The sequence below is a fragment of the Primorskyibacter flagellatus genome, assembly GCF_048268605.1.
Taxonomy (GTDB): Bacteria; Pseudomonadota; Alphaproteobacteria; order Rhodobacterales; family Rhodobacteraceae; genus Primorskyibacter; species Primorskyibacter flagellatus.
The window spans coordinates 417,834-436,856 of the sequence record NZ_JBLWVF010000001.1 but is presented as its reverse complement, the minus strand read 5'-3'; the positions used below and the strand labels follow the sequence as shown (position 1 = coordinate 436,856).

Annotated in this window: 13 protein-coding genes; 6 read left to right on the top strand and 7 right to left on the bottom strand. The window is 63.6% G+C overall.

All coding sequences use genetic code 11. From position 1 onward, the window contains the following. Positions 1–115: 115 nt before the first annotated feature. Both serS and ACN0WV_RS02050 read left to right on the top strand, forming a co-directional pair. On the top strand, positions 116–1,408 hold the full coding sequence (serS, locus tag ACN0WV_RS02055; RefSeq protein WP_417603425.1) for a serine--tRNA ligase: 1,293 nt from the start codon (positions 116–118) through the stop codon (positions 1,406–1,408). 12 nt (positions 1,409–1,420) lie between these two features. Further along, positions 1,421–2,122 carry a hypothetical protein gene (locus tag ACN0WV_RS02050; protein ID WP_417603423.1) on the top strand — a complete coding sequence of 234 codons (702 nt, stop codon included), beginning with the start codon at positions 1,421–1,423 and terminating at the stop codon, positions 2,120–2,122. Positions 2,123–2,217: 95 nt separating this feature from the next. Here ACN0WV_RS02050 and ACN0WV_RS02045 read toward each other — a convergent pair whose 3' ends face one another. From ACN0WV_RS02045 to ACN0WV_RS02030, 4 genes are all read right to left on the bottom strand, one after another. Beyond that, on the bottom strand, positions 2,218–2,454 hold the full coding sequence (locus tag ACN0WV_RS02045) for a hypothetical protein (protein ID WP_084349877.1): 237 nt from the start codon (positions 2,452–2,454) through the stop codon (positions 2,218–2,220). 456 nt (positions 2,455–2,910) lie between these two features. Beyond that, positions 2,911–4,380 carry a ribosome biogenesis GTPase Der gene (der, locus tag ACN0WV_RS02040; RefSeq protein WP_417603421.1) on the bottom strand — a complete coding sequence of 490 codons (1,470 nt, stop codon included), beginning with the start codon at positions 4,378–4,380 and terminating at the stop codon, positions 2,911–2,913. Between the two features lie 48 nt (positions 4,381–4,428). Continuing rightward, a complete protein-coding gene (locus ACN0WV_RS02035) occupies positions 4,429–5,769 on the bottom strand; it encodes a PQQ-like beta-propeller repeat protein (RefSeq protein ID WP_417603419.1) in 1,341 nt (446 codons plus the stop codon). A gap of 55 nt (positions 5,770–5,824) precedes the next feature. Next, positions 5,825–6,490, bottom strand: coding sequence for a hypothetical protein (locus ACN0WV_RS02030; protein ID WP_417603417.1), 666 nt, complete (start codon positions 6,488–6,490; stop codon positions 5,825–5,827). A 252-nt stretch (positions 6,491–6,742) separates the two neighbouring features. Between ACN0WV_RS02030 and ACN0WV_RS02025 the strand changes: the two genes are divergently transcribed. Both ACN0WV_RS02025 and ACN0WV_RS02020 read left to right on the top strand, forming a co-directional pair. Continuing rightward, positions 6,743–8,035: an efflux RND transporter periplasmic adaptor subunit gene (locus ACN0WV_RS02025; RefSeq protein ID WP_417603415.1), complete on the top strand. Its 1,293-nt coding sequence runs from the start codon at positions 6,743–6,745 to the stop codon at positions 8,033–8,035. Continuing rightward, entirely contained in the window at positions 8,032–11,763 is a 3,732-nt protein-coding gene (locus ACN0WV_RS02020; protein ID WP_417603413.1) for an efflux RND transporter permease subunit, read from the top strand. Before ACN0WV_RS02025 ends, ACN0WV_RS02020 begins: the two co-directional genes overlap by 4 nt. A 40-nt stretch (positions 11,764–11,803) precedes the next feature. Here the strand turns inward: ACN0WV_RS02020 and ACN0WV_RS02015 are convergent, their stop codons facing one another. The 3 genes from ACN0WV_RS02015 to ACN0WV_RS02005 form a co-directional block, all read right to left on the bottom strand. After that, a complete protein-coding gene (locus tag ACN0WV_RS02015) occupies positions 11,804–12,988 on the bottom strand; it encodes a multidrug effflux MFS transporter (RefSeq protein ID WP_417603410.1) in 1,185 nt (394 codons plus the stop codon). A gap of 185 nt (positions 12,989–13,173) precedes the next feature. Then, positions 13,174–15,027, bottom strand: a complete 1,854-nt coding sequence (locus ACN0WV_RS02010; RefSeq protein ID WP_417603408.1) for an ABCB family ABC transporter ATP-binding protein/permease — start codon at positions 15,025–15,027, stop codon at positions 13,174–13,176. Between the two features lie 102 nt (positions 15,028–15,129). Further along, on the bottom strand, positions 15,130–16,674 hold the full coding sequence (locus tag ACN0WV_RS02005) for a LysM peptidoglycan-binding domain-containing protein (protein ID WP_417603406.1): 1,545 nt from the start codon (positions 16,672–16,674) through the stop codon (positions 15,130–15,132). Positions 16,675–16,807: 133 nt separating this feature from the next. On the opposite strand from ACN0WV_RS02005, the gene ACN0WV_RS02000 reads away from it, so the two are divergent. Together ACN0WV_RS02000 and ACN0WV_RS01995 are read left to right on the top strand one after the other, a co-directional pair. Further along, the gene (locus tag ACN0WV_RS02000; RefSeq protein WP_417603404.1) at positions 16,808–17,395 is read left to right on the top strand and encodes an LOG family protein; all 588 of its coding nucleotides are present in this window, start codon (positions 16,808–16,810) and stop codon (positions 17,393–17,395) included. A 316-nt stretch (positions 17,396–17,711) separates the two neighbouring features. Continuing rightward, positions 17,712–18,920: a multidrug effflux MFS transporter gene (locus ACN0WV_RS01995; protein WP_417603402.1), complete on the top strand. Its 1,209-nt coding sequence runs from the start codon at positions 17,712–17,714 to the stop codon at positions 18,918–18,920. The last annotated feature ends 103 nt before the right edge of the window (positions 18,921–19,023 follow it).

Sequence of the window (19,023 nt, the reverse complement as noted above, 5' to 3'; positions counted from 1 at the left end):
TGGGCGGCGCGCCCCTGACATGCGCAGCACAACAGCGTCAAAACCGCCAGTACCGCCCGCGCGAATTCTGGTGCATAACGCCGCACAGAACGATTCATCACGAAGGACCAGACAGATGCATGACATCCGCGCCATCCGCGAAAACCCGGCTGCTTTTGACGCGGCGCTGTCCCGCAGAGGCGTTGCGCCGGTGTCGTCGGATGTTCTGGCCATCGACGAGGCGCGCCGTGCCGCGATCCACGCCGCAGAGACCGCTCAGGCCGAACAGAACAAGGCGTCCAAGGAAGTGGGGGCCGCCAAGGGCCGCGGTGACGAGGCAGAGTTCGAGCGTCTGCGCGCGCTGGTGGCCGCCAAGAAGGCCGAGATGGCGGACATGCAGGCGAGGGCAAAAGCCGAGGATGAGCGGCTGACCGCGCTGCTGATGACCCTGCCCAACCTGCCGCATGACGATGTGCCGGACGGGACCGACGAGGATGACAATGTCGAAACGCACCGCTGGGGCACCCCGCGCGCGTTCGATTTCGCCCCCAGGGAACATTACGATCTGGCGGGCGTGAAACCGGGCATGGATTTCGAGACCGCCGCAAAACTGTCGGGCGCGCGGTTTGTCGTGTTGTCGGGCGGTGTCGCGCGCATTCACCGGGCGCTGGCGCAATTCATGCTGGACACGCATGTCGAGGAAAACGGTCTGTCCGAAACATGGACCCCCGTGCTGGTGCGCGAAGAGATGATGCTGGGCACAGGTCAGTTGCCGAAATTCGGCGAGGACAGCTATCAGACGACGAATGGCTGGTGGCTGATCCCGACCTCCGAGGTGACGCTGACCAATATCGTGAATGGGTTGACGGTGGACGAAGACACCCTGCCCCGCCGTTATGTCGCGCATTCGCAATGCTTCCGGTCCGAGGCTGGTTCTGCGGGCCGTGACACGGCGGGCATGCTGCGCCAGCACCAATTCGAGAAGGTCGAGATGGTCAGCGTGACCCATCCCGATCACAGCCGCGCGGAACTGGACCGCATGACAGCCTGCGCGCAGGGGATTCTGGAACGGCTGGGTCTGCCCTACCGGACCGTGTCGCTGTGCTCCGGCGATATGGGCTTTGGCGCGCGCCGCACCCATGACATCGAGGTCTGGCTGCCCGGACAGAACGCGTATCGCGAGATCAGCTCTGTCTCCGTCTGTGATGCGTTTCAGGCGCGCCGGATGAATGCGCGGTTCAAACCCTCAGGCGGCGGCAAGCCGGAATATGTGCACACGCTGAACGGCTCTGGCCTTGCGGTGGGGCGTTGCCTGATCGCGGTGTTGGAGAACGGCCAGCAAGAGGATGGCTCGGTCGATCTGCCAGAGGCGCTGCACCCGTGGCTGCGCGGCAAGACCCGGCTGAGCGCCGATGGCACATTGGTCTGAGGAGCACACTGCATGACACGAGTCTGGGCCCCCCTCGTGCTGCTGGCGGCGGTGGGTTTTGCCGCCTCTCCCTTGCTGTCGCAGGGGTTCAGCGGGTTCCCTCCTGACCGCTTTCCGGTCCCGCAGGTCAACCCGCCCGTGCAGCCTGCGGGGTACGCGTTCTCGATCTGGGGGCTGATCTATGCGTGGCTCATCGTCGGCAGCGGCTTTGGCCTGATCCGCCGGTGGGACGATCCAGACTGGGCACCGATGCGGCCCTGGCTCTTTGCCAGCATGGCGGTGGGGGCTGTCTGGATTCCGCTGGCCAACCTCTCGCCGGTCCTTGCCACGGTGCTGATCTTCATCATGCTTGGCACGGCATTGATGGCATTGTTCAAGTCAGGCGATACCGACCGCTGGTGGCAACAGGCGCCGATCGCGGTCTATGCGGGCTGGCTGACAGCCGCCTCGGCAGTATCGGTCGGGCTTTTGCTGGGCGGATATGGCTGGTTGCCGGAAACCCCCGCGGCGCTACTGGCGCTGAGCCTTGGGTTGGCAGGTGCTGTCGCCACGCAATATTTCCTGCACCGTGCACCCAGCTACGGCATCACCATCATCTGGGCGCTGGTGGGGATCGTGGTTGCCAATTCCGACCCGCTGAACGTGGCGGTGACGGCGCTGGCCGTCATCGGCATTCTGGTGATCCTCGCCCTGCGCGGCACCGATACCGAATAGACCCGAAAGCCAAGAGGCACCGGGTTGCGCGCCTTGTCAGGCACGCCCCCGGTGCGCGACGGGCCCCCGCTGCAAGGCGGAGGCCCTGCCGTCAATTATTCAGCGACAACACCGGCTTCGCGCGCGGCGGCCAGCTCGTCGGCATCGACTTCACCGTCACCCGACGTGTCGATCTGGGCAAACCCATCCTCGGTCAGATCGGGATAGGCCGCCTGAAGCTCTTCCATCGAATAGGCTCCGCTGGCATCCATATCCTCGACCATGGTCTCGGCATGAACCTGTGCTGCACCAAGAGCAAGGACAGTTCCGAGTGTGAGTGCTGCGAGTTTCATAAGTCTTCTCCTAGGTTGAGTTGCACGGCCATTCATGGCCGCGAAATCGACGGCGTTTCGTCCGTCATGCCCATGACAAAGCCCTCTTTCGCGCCCCTTTCAAGCCCAACCGGAGCGCTTTGGGCACCGTCCGCGAAATCGGCAGATAGGTGCCACCGACAGGCAGAAGATTGCCGAAAAAACCGGCGGAAAAACGCAGCGGCATCCGGTTTTGACCACCTCTGCGCGGACCCCCGCCAAGCCTGCGTGCAGGTTCCCGCCGCCTCTGTCGTCAAACCCGCCAATGGCAAGATTTCGCTCGTAAATTTCCTTCGCCAAGGGCCCGCCGTGATGGCTTCTTCTTGGTAAAAATACTCGAATCGAAACAGCCTTCCGGGGTCCCTACCCGAAAGGCTGTCGCGTCACGCTGCAAATTGCTGAAAAAAGAGCGCGCGGAAGCGCTCAATCTGAAAACCGCTACTTCGGGCGCTTGCCCAGATGCTTGGTCAGTGCGCCCGCATTGGTCTTGCGGCGGCCCTTGAAGGGATTCTTGTCGCTTTGCCCGCGCATGAACAGCCGGATCGGCGTGCCGGGCATGTCGAAATCCTCTCGCAGCCCGTTCACAAGATAGCGCGAATAGCTGGCGGGCAGCTTGTCGGGATGCGAGCACATCACCACGAAGCCCGGCGGCCGGGTCTTGGCCTGTGTCATGTAGCGCAGCTTGATGCGCTTGCCCTGTGGCGCGGGCGGCGGGTGCTGCTCCAGCATGCCGGTCAGCCAGCGGTTGAGCTGCGCGGTGGATACGCGGCGGTTCCAGACGTCATGCGCCTTCATGATCGCGGCGTGCAGCCGGTCCAGCCCCCGGCCCGTCTTGGCCGACACCGTGACCAAAGGCGCGCCGCGCAATTGCGGCAGCAGACGTTCAAACGCTTCCTTGAGATCGCGCAGCTTGCCCTGCCGGTCTTCTTCGATATCCCATTTGTTCACGGCGATCACCACGGCGCGGCCTTCGCGTTCGGCAAGGTCGGCAATCCGCAAATCCTGGCTTTCGAACGGAATTTCCGCATCCAGCAGCACGACGACCACTTCGGCGAATTTCACGGCGCGAAGCCCGTCTGATACGGACAGCTTTTCCAGCTTGTCCTGCACCTTGGCCTTCTTGCGCATGCCTGCCGTGTCGAAAATCCGGACCGGCGTGCCCTCCCAACTGGTGCGGCTGGAGATTGCATCGCGGGTGATCCCGGCCTCGGGCCCGGTCAGCAGTTTCTCTTCGCCCAGAATCTGGTTGATCAGCGTCGATTTGCCGGCATTGGGCCGGCCGACGACGGCGATCTGCAATGGTTTCGCATCCGTAATGGGACGCAGCGCCGGGCCGTCTTCGCCAGCCTCGGCTTCGTCCTCGTCCAGTGTCACATCGACCTCTGGCGCATCCTCGGCGGCACGTTCGGCAAAACCGTCAGCCAGCGGCATCAGATGCAGATAAAGGTCGTTCAACCCTTCGCCATGTTCGGCGGACAGGCGGATGGGTTCGCCCAGGCCAAGGCTGTATGCCTCGATCACGCCGGCATCGGCGGCGGCACCCTCGCCCTTGTTGGCCGCCAGGATCACATGTTTGGCGCGTTTGCGCAGGATTTCGGCAAACACCTCGTCCGTGGTCGTCACGCCCGCACGGGCGTCGATCATGAACAGGCAGATATCGGCCATATCCACCGCGCGTTCGGTCAGCTTGCGCATCCGGCCTTGCAGGGATTCGTCCGTGGCCTCTTCCAGCCCAGCGGTGTCGATCACCGTAAAGCGCAGGTCGGCAAGGCGGGCATCGCCTTCGCGCAGGTCGCGCGTCACCCCCGGCTGGTCATCGACCAGAGCAAGGCGTTTGCCGACAAGGCGGTTGAACAGCGTGGATTTTCCCACATTCGGGCGGCCCACGATGGCGAGGGTGAAGGACATTTTCAGGCTCCAAGGCGCGTCAGACAGCCCCGATAGCGCAATTCGGCGTCAACGGAAAGCGTGGAGTTGCCCATTGGACGACACGACATAGAGCACACCCCCCATGACGATGGGCCGCGACGTCGCGCCACCGGGGATCGCAGTGCTGCCGACCAGCGCGCCGCTGACCGGGTCAAAGCTGCGGATCTGCCCGTCCGAGGACGCGATGACCAGCCGGCCACCAGCCAGGATCGGACCGAAATGCGCGTGGATCGCCTTGCGTTTGCGCGGGCGATTCTCGCGGGTATAGCCGGGCAGTTGCGCCGCCCAGATCCGGCTGCCGTCAGAGGCATCCAGACGCAAAAGCTCGTTGCGGTCGGACACGAAGAACACCGATCCGCCAGTGACCCAAAGCGCGTCCAGCGCCCCGTCCCGCGCGGTCCAGATCCGGTCGCCGCTATCGGCGTTCAGCGCCATGGTGCGGCCCGAATGCGTGCCCGCGTAAAGCACATTGCCGACCTGCATCGGATCGCCCGTCACGTCACCGATGCCAGCCGCGGCATAGCCCGCCCGCTGACCGGCAAGCGAGGCGTTCCACAGCCGGATGCCGCCTTTGCGGAAGGTCGATTGCACCTCGTTGGAGCCGAAGGAGAACACCACCTGCTTGTCGCTGACCACCGGGGCGGGGCCACCTGCGACGTTGTTCACGTCCGAAAGCCCGTCGACCTGCCAGCGGATGCGGCCGGTATCGGCCTCAAGCGCCCAGGCGGTGCTGTCACCCGCCACCAGATAGACGATGCCGTCATGATAGCTGGGCGTGCCCGTGCCGCTGGCTTGCAGTTTCTGTTGCCATTTCTCGGCACCGGTTGCCGGGTCGAGCGCCGTCAGGGTCCCGAAGCCGGACGAGACGTAAAGCGTGCCGCCCCCAAGCGCCAGACCGCCGCCGCCCGCATCGCCCGCGCCATCGCGCGCCGGAGTCAATGAGGTCTGCCACAACGTCGCGCCGCCGGTCGATGTCGCGGTCACGGTCGAGGCGCTGTCCATGGTGAAGATGCGCCCCGCGCCGCCGACGGGATCGGTCGAGATCCGCGCCCGGCGTTTGTCGCCTTGCCCGATACTTGAGGACCAGATCGGCGTCAGGCTGCGTCCCAGCTGCGCATGGTCGACCCGAAACAGCTCGCTGCCTGCGGCTTGCGGCCAGCTGCCATTCGTGGACATGGCGGGAAGGCGGATCGGTGCCTCGCGGTTGATGCCGTCATTCAGCGCATCGGCCTGATCGACAAAGCCATCCTCGGCCTGCAAGACCTCGCGCAGGTCCAGCCGTTCGCCCGGCAGGATCACTTCACGCTCTCCACAGGCACCAAGCAACATCAGCCCGGCCAAACCGGCCATCCCGCTAAATTTCAGCACAGCATCGTCCCCTTATCGTCCTGCTTCACGGATTTGCGCCCGTCGGTCGCCTTGCCTACCCGGCGGAAACTTCGCCCGGCGTGCCACCAAGGGCAACAATCAACTGTGTTGCCCGCCGACGCAAGCCCGAGGTGATCTCGGCATCTTCGAGAAGCGCCCGCAAGCGGGTCAACGCAGCGTCACGCTCGCCGGTTTCAATATCAATCAGCGCAAGCTGTTCTTCGGCCAGAAGACGCACCGGGCTGCCGGGCGTGGCCAGCCCTTCGAACCGCAGGCGTCGGTCTTCGACAGTGATGTCCGTGCCGCCGCGTGTCAGCGCCTTGTAGGCCGCGATCTGGCGGTAGATTTCGGGAACTTCCGCATCGGCGCTGATCGCATCAAGGCTGTTGCGCGCGCCCGCATCATCCCCGGCACTCGCCTGTTCGGACGAGGTCAGCAGATGCAGCAGCGCCTTGCCGCCGGGGGTCGGCGCGTCGATCGCGGTCAGGGCCGAAACCCGTTCCTGCGCGTCGTCCTGTTCCAATGCAGCCAGAATCGCATCGCCCAGCTGTTCGGCAGAGGCGCGGGCGCTGGCCTTGCGCCATTCGTTCCAGGCCGCCCCGCCCACCAGCAGGATCACGACCAGCACCGCAATCCAGCCATAGCGCTTCATCAGCGCAAAAAGCCTGTCGCGGCGGACCTCTTCGGTCACCTCATCAATGAAACTGTCGGAATTGCTCACAAGCGGCCCCTGTCTGCGATTGGGTAGCGGTCTATACCACTGGTTTTGCCCCCTCTTAACGGTTGCGGCGCTGCGTGCCAAGGCCGCATGAGAACGCGGCTTCACAGCCGAAGCAATGTCGTTTCACTGGTGCCTTGCGCGGCGATGTAGAAAAGTTTATTTTGAACCAAACAGTTCAGCGCATGTCTTTCGACATGGTCCTTCCGGGGGGATCGGTCGGGGCGGACAGGCCATCCCATTGGAAGGATAATCATGCGGATCGTTTCGATCGTCACCGCTTTATTGGTGTCCGCACTTTTGTTTGCCATTGTTTTTCAGCGTGAGGCGTTACTGGATTTTGCGCGCCAAGCAACACCCGAAGCCCTGATGCGCGGCGACACGCCCGGCACGGGGGGCACCGACAAGCAGGCAGAACCGCAAGCGACCGCCGCAACCGAGGCCGCATCGCAAAATGCCGCCGAACTGGCCCCCGGCACGGTGTCGGTGATCGCACGGCACTCGGTCGCGCGCGAAGTTGACAGTGCGGTTGTGTTGCGCGGCGAGACCACCGCCGCCCGGCAGGTCGATGTCCGGGCCGAAACCACCGCCCGCGTCGCGTCAGAGCCACTGCGCAAGGGATCGTTCGTGAACGAGGGCGAGTTGCTGTGCCAGCTTGAACCGGGCACCCGCGAATCCGCGCTGGCCGAAGCCGAGGCACGTCTGGCAGAGGCCCGCGCCCGAGTGCCAGAGGCGGGTGCCCGCGTGGCAGAGGCGCAGGCGCGGCTGGAAGAGGCGAAGATCAACGACAATGCCGCCTCGTCGCTGCAACTGGACGGGTTTGCCTCGGCGACGCGGGTGGCAACCACCAAGGCGGCGGTCAGCTCTGCCGAGGCGACGGTCGAATCGGCCAAATCCGGTCTGGAAAGCACACAGGCCGGCATCCAGGCCGCCGAAGCCGCCGTGGCCTCGGCGCGCAAGGAAATCGAATGGCTGGAAATTCACGCGCCCTTTGCCGGGCTGCTGGAAAGCGACGGCGCCGAACTGGGCAGCCTGTTGCAGGCCGGCGGCATCTGCGCCACCGTCATTCAGCTTGACCCGATCAAGATGGTGGCCTTTGTGCCGGAAACCGAGGTCACGAGGATCGAGATTGGTGCCCCCGCCGCAGCCCGCCTGACGGGCGGCGAGGAAACCAAGGGGCGTGTCACCTTTCTGTCGCGCAGTGCCGACGAAACCACCCGCACCTTCCGGGTAGAGGTTCAGGTGCCCAATGCAGCACTGGCCCTGCGCGCGGGCCAGACCGCCGAGATCCTGATCGAGGCAGAGGGTGCGATGGCGCATCTGCTGCCGCAATCGGCGCTGACGCTGAACGATGAAGGCGCGCTTGGCGTGCGCACGGTTACGGCCGATGACGAGGCGCAGTTCATACCCGTCACCCTGCTGCGTGACACGCGCGAAGGCGTGCTTGTCACTGGTCTGCCGGACAAGGTGGATGTCATCACCGTCGGGCAGGAATATGTGGTCGACGGCGTGCCGGTGGCCGCGACCTACAAAGAGGTCACGCAATGACCGGTATCGTCGACTGGGCCGCCGAACATGCCCGGATGGTCATCGCCTTCATTTTCCTGTCGCTGGCGATCGGCGTGTTTGCCTATGCCATGCTGCCCAAGGAGGGCGAACCGGATATCGAGATCCCGGCGCTGTTCGTGTCCGTCCCCTTCCCCGGAATCTCTGCCGAGGACAGCGAGACATTGCTGGTCAAGCCGATGGAGACCGAGCTGGCCGATCTGGACGGGTTGAAAACCATGTCGGCCACCGCGTCCGAGGGCTATGCCGGGGTCGCGCTGGAATTTGAATTCGGCTGGGACAAGACCAAGACCATGGCCGATGTCCGCGACGCCATGAGCAATGCCGAGGCAGGCTTTCCAGTCGGGGCAGAGCAATATTCGATCAACGAGATCAACTTTTCCGAATTCCCCATCGTCATCGTCAATCTGACCGGGGCCGTTCCTGAACGCACCATGACCCGCGTGGCCAAGGAATTGCAGGACCGGGTCGAGGGGCTGGACGCGGTGCTGGAGGCCGCCATCGCAGGCAATCGCGACGAGATGCTGGAAGTGGTAATCGACCCACTGCGGCTGGAATCCTACAATGTCACCGCCGGAGAGCTGATTTCCGTCGTGCAGAACAACAACCAGTTGATCGCCGCCGGCGAGGTCGAGACCGATCAGGGTACGTTCAGCGTCAAGATCCCGTCCAGCTTTGACGATGCCAGCGACGTTTACAACCTGCCGGTCAAGACCAATGGCGACCGGGTGGTGACGCTGGGCGATCTGGCGCAGATCCAGCTGACATTCGAGGACCGCACCGGCACGGCGCGCTTCAACGGCCAACCGACGGTTGCGTTGCAGGTGGTCAAGCGCAAGGGGTTCAACCTGATCGACACCGCCGCCGAGGTGACGCGGGTCGTCGAGGAGACGCAGGCCAACTGGCCGCCCGAATTGCAGGCCGCGGTCAAGGTCGGCACGTCCAACGACCAGTCGCGCACCGTGGGGTCCATGGTCAGCCAGTTGGAAGGGTCGGTGCTGACGGCGATTGCGCTGGTGATGATCGTGGTGCTTGCCTCGCTGGGCACGCGGCCCGCGCTGCTGGTGGGGTTTGCCATCCCGACCTCGTTCATGCTGTGCTTTGCCTTTCTGGCGATCATGGATATCGCGATTTCCAACATCGTGATGTTCGGGCTGATCCTTGCCGTGGGCATGCTGGTCGATGGCGCCGTGGTGGTGGTGGAATATGCCGACAAGCGGATCTCGGCCGGGGTTGGCCCGATGCATGCCTATGTCGAGGCGGCCAAACGGATGTTCTGGCCGGTCGTGTCCTCTACCGGGACGACGCTCTGTGCGTTTCTGCCGATGCTGTTCTGGCCGGGGGTTCCGGGCGAGTTCATGGGGATGTTGCCGGTCACGCTGATCTTCGTGCTGTCGGCCTCGCTGGTGGTGGCGCTGATTTTCCTGCCGGTGATGGGCGGCGTGACGGGGCGCTTTTCGCGGATGCTGGGCAATGCCAGCGCCACGCTGCGCCGCAATTTGCCGTGGCTGGCCCGCGCGGCGTTGGTGCCGGTGGCCATGCTTGCGCTGTTCGCAAGCGCCATGCAGGCGCTGAACCCCGATTACATCCTGCCCTTCGGCGCGCTTGTGGCTTGGGCGTTTTCCGATGCGGGTGGTGTGCTGGGCATCGTCGTCGGCGTGTTGGCGCTTGGCCTGCCCTTCGTCTTGGCGGCCGTCTTCGCCTCCATCGTGATGGGGGCCGCAAAGATCGAACGCCGCGCCACCCGCGTGCAGGGGCGTTATCGCCGCCGCCCGTTTGGCTGGCTGATCTGGCTGATCGCGGGCAACCCGGTGATGCCGCTGGTGACCATCGCGGCGGTCGCGATTTTCGTGGGCAGCGTGTTTACCTATTTCGGTGCCAACAATAACGGCGTGGATTTCTTTGTCGAAAGCGAGCCGGAACAGGCCATCGTTTATGTCCGGGCGCGCGGCAATCTCAGCCTTGTCGAAAAGGACGGGTTGCTGGCCGAGGCCGAAGAGATCGTGCTGGCCCATCCCGGCGTGCAGACCGCCTTTGCCTTTGCGGGCGATGGCGGGCTGAATTCCAACACCGGCGGCGCGCAATCCCCCAAGGACACGATCGGCCAGATCCAGCTGGAAACCGTGCCATGGGAGGATCGCCGCGACGTGCCGGAACTGGATGGCGATGTGGTGCTGGCAGAGCTGACCGAACAATTGGAAGCCCTGCCCGGTATCGAGATCGAGATCCTCAACCTCGCCATGGGGCCTGCCAGCGGCAAGCCCGTGCATCTGCGCCTGAAAGGCGACAATTGGGAGGATCTTCTGACCGCGACCGACATCGCGCGCACCCGGTTCGAGGAAACACCCGGCCTGACCCTGGTCGAGGACACGCGCCCCCTGCCCGGCATCGACTGGCAGATCGACGTGGATGTGGAAAAGGCAGGCCGTTACGGTGCGGATGTGGCCACCGTGGGCGCGATGGTGCAACTGGTGACGCGCGGCATTCTGCTGGACACGATGCGCGTTGACAGTTCCGACGAAGAGATCGAGATCCGTGTGCGCCTGCCGGAAAAGGACCGGGTGCTGACAACTCTGGATTCGCTGAAAGTGCGCACCGGCGACGGGCTGGTGCCACTGTCCAATTTCATCACGCGCAAACCCGTGGCCAAGCTGGCAGAGATCAACAGGATCGACCAGAAACGCTATTTCGACGTGAAGGCGGATGTGGTTGACGGGCTGGTATCCTTGAAGGACGTGAAGAGCGACGCGTTGGTTGGTATCGGGCGCGCAAGGATGCAGGACAGCACCGGCACGCCGGATATTCCGGGCGGCGATTTTGGCTATGACATCGTGTCATTGTCCGATCCGTCCGCATCTGTCGATGCCGATACGCTGAAAACGGTGCCGCTGAACGCCAATGAACGCATTGCCGTCCTGACGGGCTGGCTGGACGGTAGTCCATTCCCGTCTGACATCACATGGGAATGGACCGGCGATCAGGAGGATCAGGCCGAAAGTCAGGCCTTTCTCGGCAACGCCTTTCTGGGCGCGCTGGGGCTGATGTTCATCATCCTGCTGGCGCAGTTCAACAGCCTTTACAACTCGGTCCTGGTGCTGCTGGCGGTGGTGCTGTCCACCACCGGCGTGCTGATCGGGATGCTGGTGATGGATCAAAGCTTTTCGATCATCATGACCGGCACGGGGATCGTGGCGCTGGCGGGCATCGTGGTGAACAACAACATCGTGCTGATCGACACTTATCAGGATTACGCCCGCTACATGCCCCGGATCGAGGCGATCATCCGCACCGCAGAGGACCGTATCCGCCCGGTGCTGCTGACCACGATCACCACGATGGCGGGGCTTGCGCCGATGATGTTCGGGCTGAGCCTAGATTTCATCAATGGCGGCTATTCGATCGACAGCCCGACCTCTCTTTGGTGGAAACAGCTGGCGACTGCGGTGGTGTTCGGGCTGGGCATCGCCACGGTGCTGACGCTGGTCGTGACACCGTCGATGCTGGCGCTGCGGGTCTGGTTCGTGGCCTATGTCGGCTGGTTCGCACGGTTGCTGGCCAAGCTGTCGCTGGGCCGGTCCAGTGCGGCCGCGCAGGACTGGGCGCTGCGCCGTGCCGCGCGGCGCATCAAGGCACCGACCATCCTGTGGGAAGACACGCCAGAGGCCGCCCCCGCGCCGGGCAGCCATGTGGCGCTGAAGGCGGCCGAGTAAACACCAGCCTCAAGCACCGACACGGAGCTTGCGGCCGGGCCTATGCCACGGCCGCCTGTTCGCTCACCAGCAGGCGGGACAGGCCGAAGGCAACCCACGCACAGATGGCAATGGCCACCACCATCGGCAGCGCCGTGCCGTCAAAGAACGGCCCCACCAGCGCGATCATCGCGCCGCCTGCCAGCATCTGCATGGTGCCCCCCAGTGACGAGGCCAGCCCGGCAATCTCGCCATGCGGATCAAGCGCAAGCACCATGGTTGTCGGGATGACCAGCCCGAGGCAGGCATTTCCCAGAAACAGGCAGCCGATCAGGACATAAAGGCTTGCAAACCCGGACAGCGTCAGCACCAGAAGCAATGTGGTGAAGGTTGCAAACCCCATGACGGCGCGGCGGATCACCTTTTCGGGGCCAAGCTGCTCGCCCAGACGGGCCGCAAGCTGCGACGCTCCGAAAAAGCCGACGGCGTTGACGGCAAACGCAATGCTGAACCCGGTGGGTGTCAGGCCATATTGTCCGGAATAGACAAAGGGCGCGCTGGCGATGAAGACGAAAAAGCTGGCCATGCCGAAGCCACCGATGAAGGTCATGCCCAGAAACGTCCGGTCGCGCAGCAAGATGCCAGCGCCGCGCCACAGCGAGGCCAGGTTGATCGGGACGCGCTTTTCAACGGGCAGAGTTTCGGGTTGCAGCGCCGCCGTCAGGGCAAGGCTGAGAACCGCGCCGCCTGCAAGCACCCAGAAGATCACCCGCCATTCCGCAAAGGCCAGCACGATACTGCCCGCCAGCGGTGCCAGCATGGGCGACACGGAAATCACCAGCATCACCAGCGCCATCAGCCGGGTCGCGGCATTGCCGGTCAGCATGTCGCGAATGACCGCGCGGGGCACCACCATGACCACGGATGCGCCGATCCCCTGCACAAACCGCAACGCCGTCAGCGCCACAATGCTGTCGGCCATCGCACAACCGATGCTGGCGAGCGAAAAGATCGTCAGCCCGACATAAAGCGGCAGTTTGCGGCCAACCTGATCCGACCACGGGCCGTAGATCAGCTGCGCCAGTCCGAACGAGATGAAGAAGGCCGTGATCGTGGCCTGCGTCGCGGTTTCCGATACCGCCAGATCAGCGGCGATGGCGGGCATTGCAGGCAGGAACATGTCGATCGCGAAGGGACCAACGGCAGAAAGCAGGCCCAGAACGAGGGCGGCGCGGAACAGTGACATGACGAAATCCTTTCGCCATTGCCCTAGCGCGCCGCTTTGCGATGCTCAACCCCGTCTGCTGACAGTATCTGTCAGCAGACGGTAAGCGTTTCGTGATCAGGCAAATTTGTGCTTTCGACGCATCAGGCGGTTGCTGTTACGATCTGAAAAACCGGTGTTGGCAGGATCTGTGCAGGCTGGTCACCTCAAGCCACGTCATCTTCCTCTTCAGCCTGCTGGCGCGCCCAAAGCTGGGCGTAGCGTCCGGCGCGGGCCAGCAGATCTTCATGCGTTCCCTGTTCGACCACCTCACCCGCTTCCAGCACGACGATGCGATCGGCGTCGGCGATGGTGGACAGCCGGTGCGCGATGGTGATGACCGTGCGGCCTTCGGCGGCCCGCGACAGCGCGCCTTGGATCTCGTGCTCGGTTTCGGTGTCCAGCGCCGAGGTCGCCTCGTCCAGCAGCAGGATCGGCGGGTTCTTAAGCAACGTGCGGGCAATGCCAACGCGCTGCTTTTCGCCGCCCGACAGTTTCAAGCCGCGTTCGCCCACGGCGGTGTCATAGCCTTCGGGCAGCGAGGCGATGAAGTCGTGGATCTGTGCGGCGCGGGCAGCCTCGATAATCTGCGCCTCGGTGGCGCCGTCGCGGCCATATGCAATGTTATACCGTATCGTATCGTTGAACAGCACCGTGTCCTGCGGCACCACGCCAATCGCGTCATGCACGCTTTTCTGGGTTACCTCGCGCAGATCCTGCCCGTCGATGCGGATCGCCCCGCCATCGACATCGTAGAACCGGAACAAGAGCCGCCCGATGGTGGATTTGCCGGACCCCGATGGCCCGACCAGCGCCACGCTTTCGCCCGCCCCGACCGTCAGCGAGATGCCTTTCAGGATATGACGCTCGCTGTCATAACCGAATTTCACATTGTCAAAGCTGACCACGCCGCCCTTCACGGCCAGCGCGGGCGCGGCGGGTTTGTCCTGAACCTCGGCGGGCTGTTCCAGCAGATCGAACATCTGGCCCATATCCACAAGGCTCTGGCGGATTTCGCGGTAGACCGTGCCAAGGAAGTTCAGCGGCATGGTGATCTGGATCATGTAGGCGTTGACCATGACAAAGTCGCCGACTGTCAGATCGCCGGACTGCACGCCCATCGCCGCCAGCACCATGACCACAACAAGGCCGGTGGTGATCAGCAGGGACTGGCCGAAGTTCAGAAACGCCAGCGAGGTCGCGGTCTTGATCGCCGCCGTCTCGTAGCCCTCCATCGCCGCGTCATAGCGCCGGGCCTCGCGATCCTCGGCACCGAAATACTTGACGGTTTCAAAATTCAGCAGGCTGTCGATGGCCTTTTGGTTGGCGTCGGTGTCCTGATCGTTCATCTGACGGCGCAGCTTGACCCGCCATTCGGTAACCGCGAAGGTGAACCAGACATAGAGCGCGATGGTCACGACCACGGCCGCCAGATACCAGACATCGAAGACGAAGAAGAAGATCCCCGCGACGAGCAGAAGCTCCAGCAGCAATGGCCCGATGCTGAACAGCATGAAGCGCAGAAGGAAGTCCACGCCCTTGACGCCACGCTCGATGATGCGGCTCAGCCCGCCGGTCTTGCGGGTGATGTGATAGCGCAGGCTGAGACGGTGGATATGGGTGAAGGTTTCCAGCGCCAGCATCCTCAGCGCCCGCTGCCCGACCCGCGCGAAGATCGCGTCGCGCAACTGCTGAAACCCCACCGACAACAGTCGCGCCATGCCATAGGCGATGGTCAGCCCGACGGCCCCCAGCATCAGCGGCGAGACACCCTCGCCGCTCAGCGCGTCAACCGCGCCCTTGTAAATCATCGGCGTGCCGACCGCGATCAGCTTGCCCAGGATCAGCGTTGCCATGGCCCAGACAACCCGGTGGCGCACCCAGGCAGGATCTTTCGGCCAAAGATATGGCACGACCTTGCGGATGGTGCGCAGGGAAGAGCGGCGCTCCGCCCGGGCTAGATTGGCCTCGGTGGACTCGCGGTTTTCGTCAGCGGCGGCGGTGGTGGTATCTGCGGGCATGGGGACGTCTTTCTGCTTCAAGTCTGCCGAGATAGTCGGTGCAATGCGGAAAGACCAGTACCCCGCCCTGCGCAGCCCCTGTGCGCAGGCAGGTGTGGCAGGTTATTCGGGCGTTGCGGTACTGCCGGCATCGCCGGTATCGTCATCCGGCAAGGCAAAGATCTGACCGGGATAGATCAGGTCGGGATTGCGGATGCGGTCGGCATTGGCGCGGAACACGCGGACATAGAGAAAGCCGTCGCCATAACGGTCATTCGCAATCGCCCAGAGCGTATCGCCGGGCTGCACCGTCAGCGCCTGCACCTGTTGTGCGCCGGTTCCCAACCCTGCCGCCAAGGATGCAGGCGACTCGCGCTTGAACGGGCTTTCCACGCGACTGATCACGGTGCCGTCGTCATCGACCTCGTCGATGCGCAGCGTGTAGACGCCGCTATCGACATCCGGAAGCTCTGCCCGCCAGTTGCCATCCTGTGCGATCCGCGAGGTGGTGACGGGGGTGTTGTCAAGATAGACCCGGACAAACCCCTGCGCTGAGCCGCGCCCCGACAGCGCCACATCGCCGGCCTCGGAATAGGTGATCGCATCCAGTGCCACGGCCTGCATCGCGCCGTCCGATGGGGTCTGTAGCACGCGCAGGCCTTCGCGGTTGGCCAGGATCACCGTCGGGGCCTGTGGTGTCGGCGCAGGCACCGTATCAGGCTGTGGCACGCTCACGGCGGTCCGCGCCAGCGCGTCCGGTTGGGATTCGGACGGGCTTGTCCTGCCTGACACGCCGATCGCGTCACTTGACCTGAGAGTTGATGATGCGGGACGATTGGTCCTGCCTGTCGCGGGACCCTCAACAGCGATATTGTCCGCTGATGCGCCGGCCATCGCCAGCCCGGCTTCTTGCGCGTCCTGCGCGATTTCTGTCGGGTCGGTTGCCGCATTCATCCCGGCGCGCGCCGTTGTCCTGGCCATGTCGTCGGGCATTTCGCGGGTATCGGGAGGGGCGGGAATGTCGGCGGCAGATTGCTGTGGCGTTTGGGTCTTCTGCTTCGGCGAGGCGACCGCGCCGTTCGGCCCCGTGCCGGGCTGCGGCACCTTTGCGCCCGACACTTCAGCCTTTCGCCGCGCCGGTTCCACCGACGCGAGATCTTCGGGGGGCGCGACAGATCTTGGCGCAATGATGACCCGGTCTTCGGAGTCGACTGTGCCATCCCTGGTCACCAGTCGAAGGCTCAGCACGCGTGGCAGATCGTTCGGCGGCAAGGACAGAAAACTGACGAAGCGTCCCGTGCCGTCAGCTTCGACCTTGTCTTTTTCTTGCCCGTCGAGCAGAACAAGCACCCCCGCCCCGGCCGTTGCGGTCCCGGCAATCAGCGCCGCCCCGTTCGGGTCCACCCGGACGATATCGAAACCGGGCGGCGTTTGCGGCTCTGCCCCCGCCTGCGGCGCGACCGGATCATCTGCCGCCGGCGCATCCGCAGCTCTGGCCTTCTGCGGTGCCTTCGACGTTTCTGCCTGCGATGTTTCTGCGACGGGCATATCAACCGGCGACGATGCAGGCCTGTCCCCAGAAAAGAACACCAAGGCGAGAATGGCAGCGGTGCCTGTCCCGCCGATTGCAGCGACGCCACCAAGCGTCATGCCGGCCACCTTGTTCATGGCGATCCTTTTCGTGCCCGGAGACCGGATAAATGACGACAGTATGCCAGAAAGACACCTGCCCGGTTGAGAGTATATATCAACAAGGCTATCAGGAATCAAAACTTTGGAAAACCTATCGGAGCACGCCCACATGGCCAACTCGCCCACCCGGTCCGTCTGTGTCTATTGCGGTTCTCGCAGCGGCGACGACCCCGCCTTTCACGACGAGGCGGAGAATCTGGGCACCGCGCTGGCGGCCGAGGGCTGGCGGCTGGTCTACGGTGCGGGCGATGTCGGGCTGATGGGCGTCGTGGCGCGGGCGGCGCAAGCCGCAGGCGGCGACACGTTTGGTGTGATCCCCGAGCATCTGCTGCGCGCCGAAGTCGGCAAGGTTGATCTGACCCGCTTTATCGTCACCGAGACAATGCATGAACGCAAGAAGGTCATGGTGATGAACGCCGACGCAATCGTGGTCATGCCCGGCGGTGCAGGATCGCTGGATGAATTTTTCGAGGTGCTGACATGGCGCCAGTTGGGCCTGCACGCAAAACCGATCGTGCTGCTGAACGTGAACGGCTACTGGGACCCGCTGCAAGCGTTGCTGGATCATGTGATCGCGCGCGGCTTTGCCGACGCGTCCCTGGCGGCGTTCGTTACCAGCGCCACGTCTGCACGCGACGTGACACAGACGCTGCGCGACGCCCTGTGCCCTGACGCGCTGGCGCAGACGCGCGGATGAATCACCGACATATCCCCTGAACAACTGCATTTTCGGTGGAAGCCGGCCAGGTATCGGCCCGGCGGCATCGTCCAAGATGACCCTGCCCAACCCGCAGACGCAGCCTTGTGAACAGAATCTTGAAATTCGTTTGCTGTAAATATCACTGACACGCGACTCTCGCGACAACACCGCTTGTGAGAAGGCGGACAGGCCATGTGCTATTTTTGACAGGTATTGCACTGGTCAAGGCTAAAAAATGGGCATAGGCAGGCTGAATGCGCCCTCCCTGTCACGGCAGGTCCGAGGCGCATTGCACTGAAATCAGGACTGCGCCATGCCACACCGCCTTTCACAGTTTGAGTTCGTTGCGTTGATGGCAATGATGGTATCCACCATTGCGTTCTCAATCGATGCAATGCTGCCCGCGCTGCCCGAAATCGGAACAGAGCTTAGCCCCGGTTTCGAAAATCGCGCGCAGTTGATCCTGACGACATTTGTGCTGGGCATGGGGCTTGGAACGCTTGTCACGGGGATGCTGTCGGACCGGTACGGGCGCAAACCCGTGCTGATGATCGGGGCCGTTGTCTACGTTCTGGCATCCGCTGTGGCCTGGGCCGCGCATTCGCTGGAACTGATGCTGGCGGCGCGCCTGGTACAAGGCTTGGGTGCCGCCGGACCGCGCATCGTGACACTGGCAATCATCCGCGATTTATATGCCGGGCGCGGGATGGCCAAGATCATGTCCTTCATCATGATGGTGTTCACATTGGTGCCGGCCCTCGCCCCCCTGATGGGCGCGTTCCTTATCGCGCATTCCGGTTGGCGGGCAATCTTCGTGGCATTTGTGGTGTTCATGGGGCTTGCCTGCCTGTGGCTGGCGCTGCGCCTGCCGGAAACCCTGCCCGTCGAGGAGCGGCGACCGATGCGTCTTTCGGCCTTGAAACAGGCGCTGACGGAATTGGCGATGCACCCCACCGTGCGGCTGTCCATTGTCGTGCAAACCCTGTGTTTCGGAATGCTGTTTTCAATGCTGTCGTCGGTCCAGCAGATCTATGACATCACCTTTGGGCGCGGCGCGGAATTTCCGTTCTGGTTTGGGATCGTCGCAGTATTGGCAGGGACGGGCAGCCTGTTGAATGCAGCGCTGGTCGGCCGTTTGGGAATGCGGTTTCTGGTGACGGTGACGCTGGCGGTTCAGGTCGGGTTGTCCGGTGCCATGGTGCTGCTGAGCATGGCTGATCTGCCGGGCAATCTGGGGTTCGCTGCTTTCGTGATCTGGCAGATTTCGGTGTTCTTTCAGGCCGGCATGACCTTGGGCAACCTCAACGCCTTGGCGATGGAGCCCATGGGCCATATCGCAGGGACGGCTGCCAGTGTGATCGGCGCGGTTTCGACTGTGTTCTCTGTCGCCCTGGCGATCCCGCTAGGCTTGATGTTCGACGGCACCACCCTGCCGCTCGCCCTGGGTGTTTGCGCGATGGCACTGGCTTCGCTGGTCATCATGTTGCACATGCGCCGCGTCGAACGTGGTCTGCCCGCTTAACGCGCTTTTTTCGGACGCAGCCGCGCAAAAAACCGCATTGCGGAAAGCAGGTCTTTGACGCTGCACCCGCATGCGGTAGGGATCGGGCAGGTTTACCAGTCAG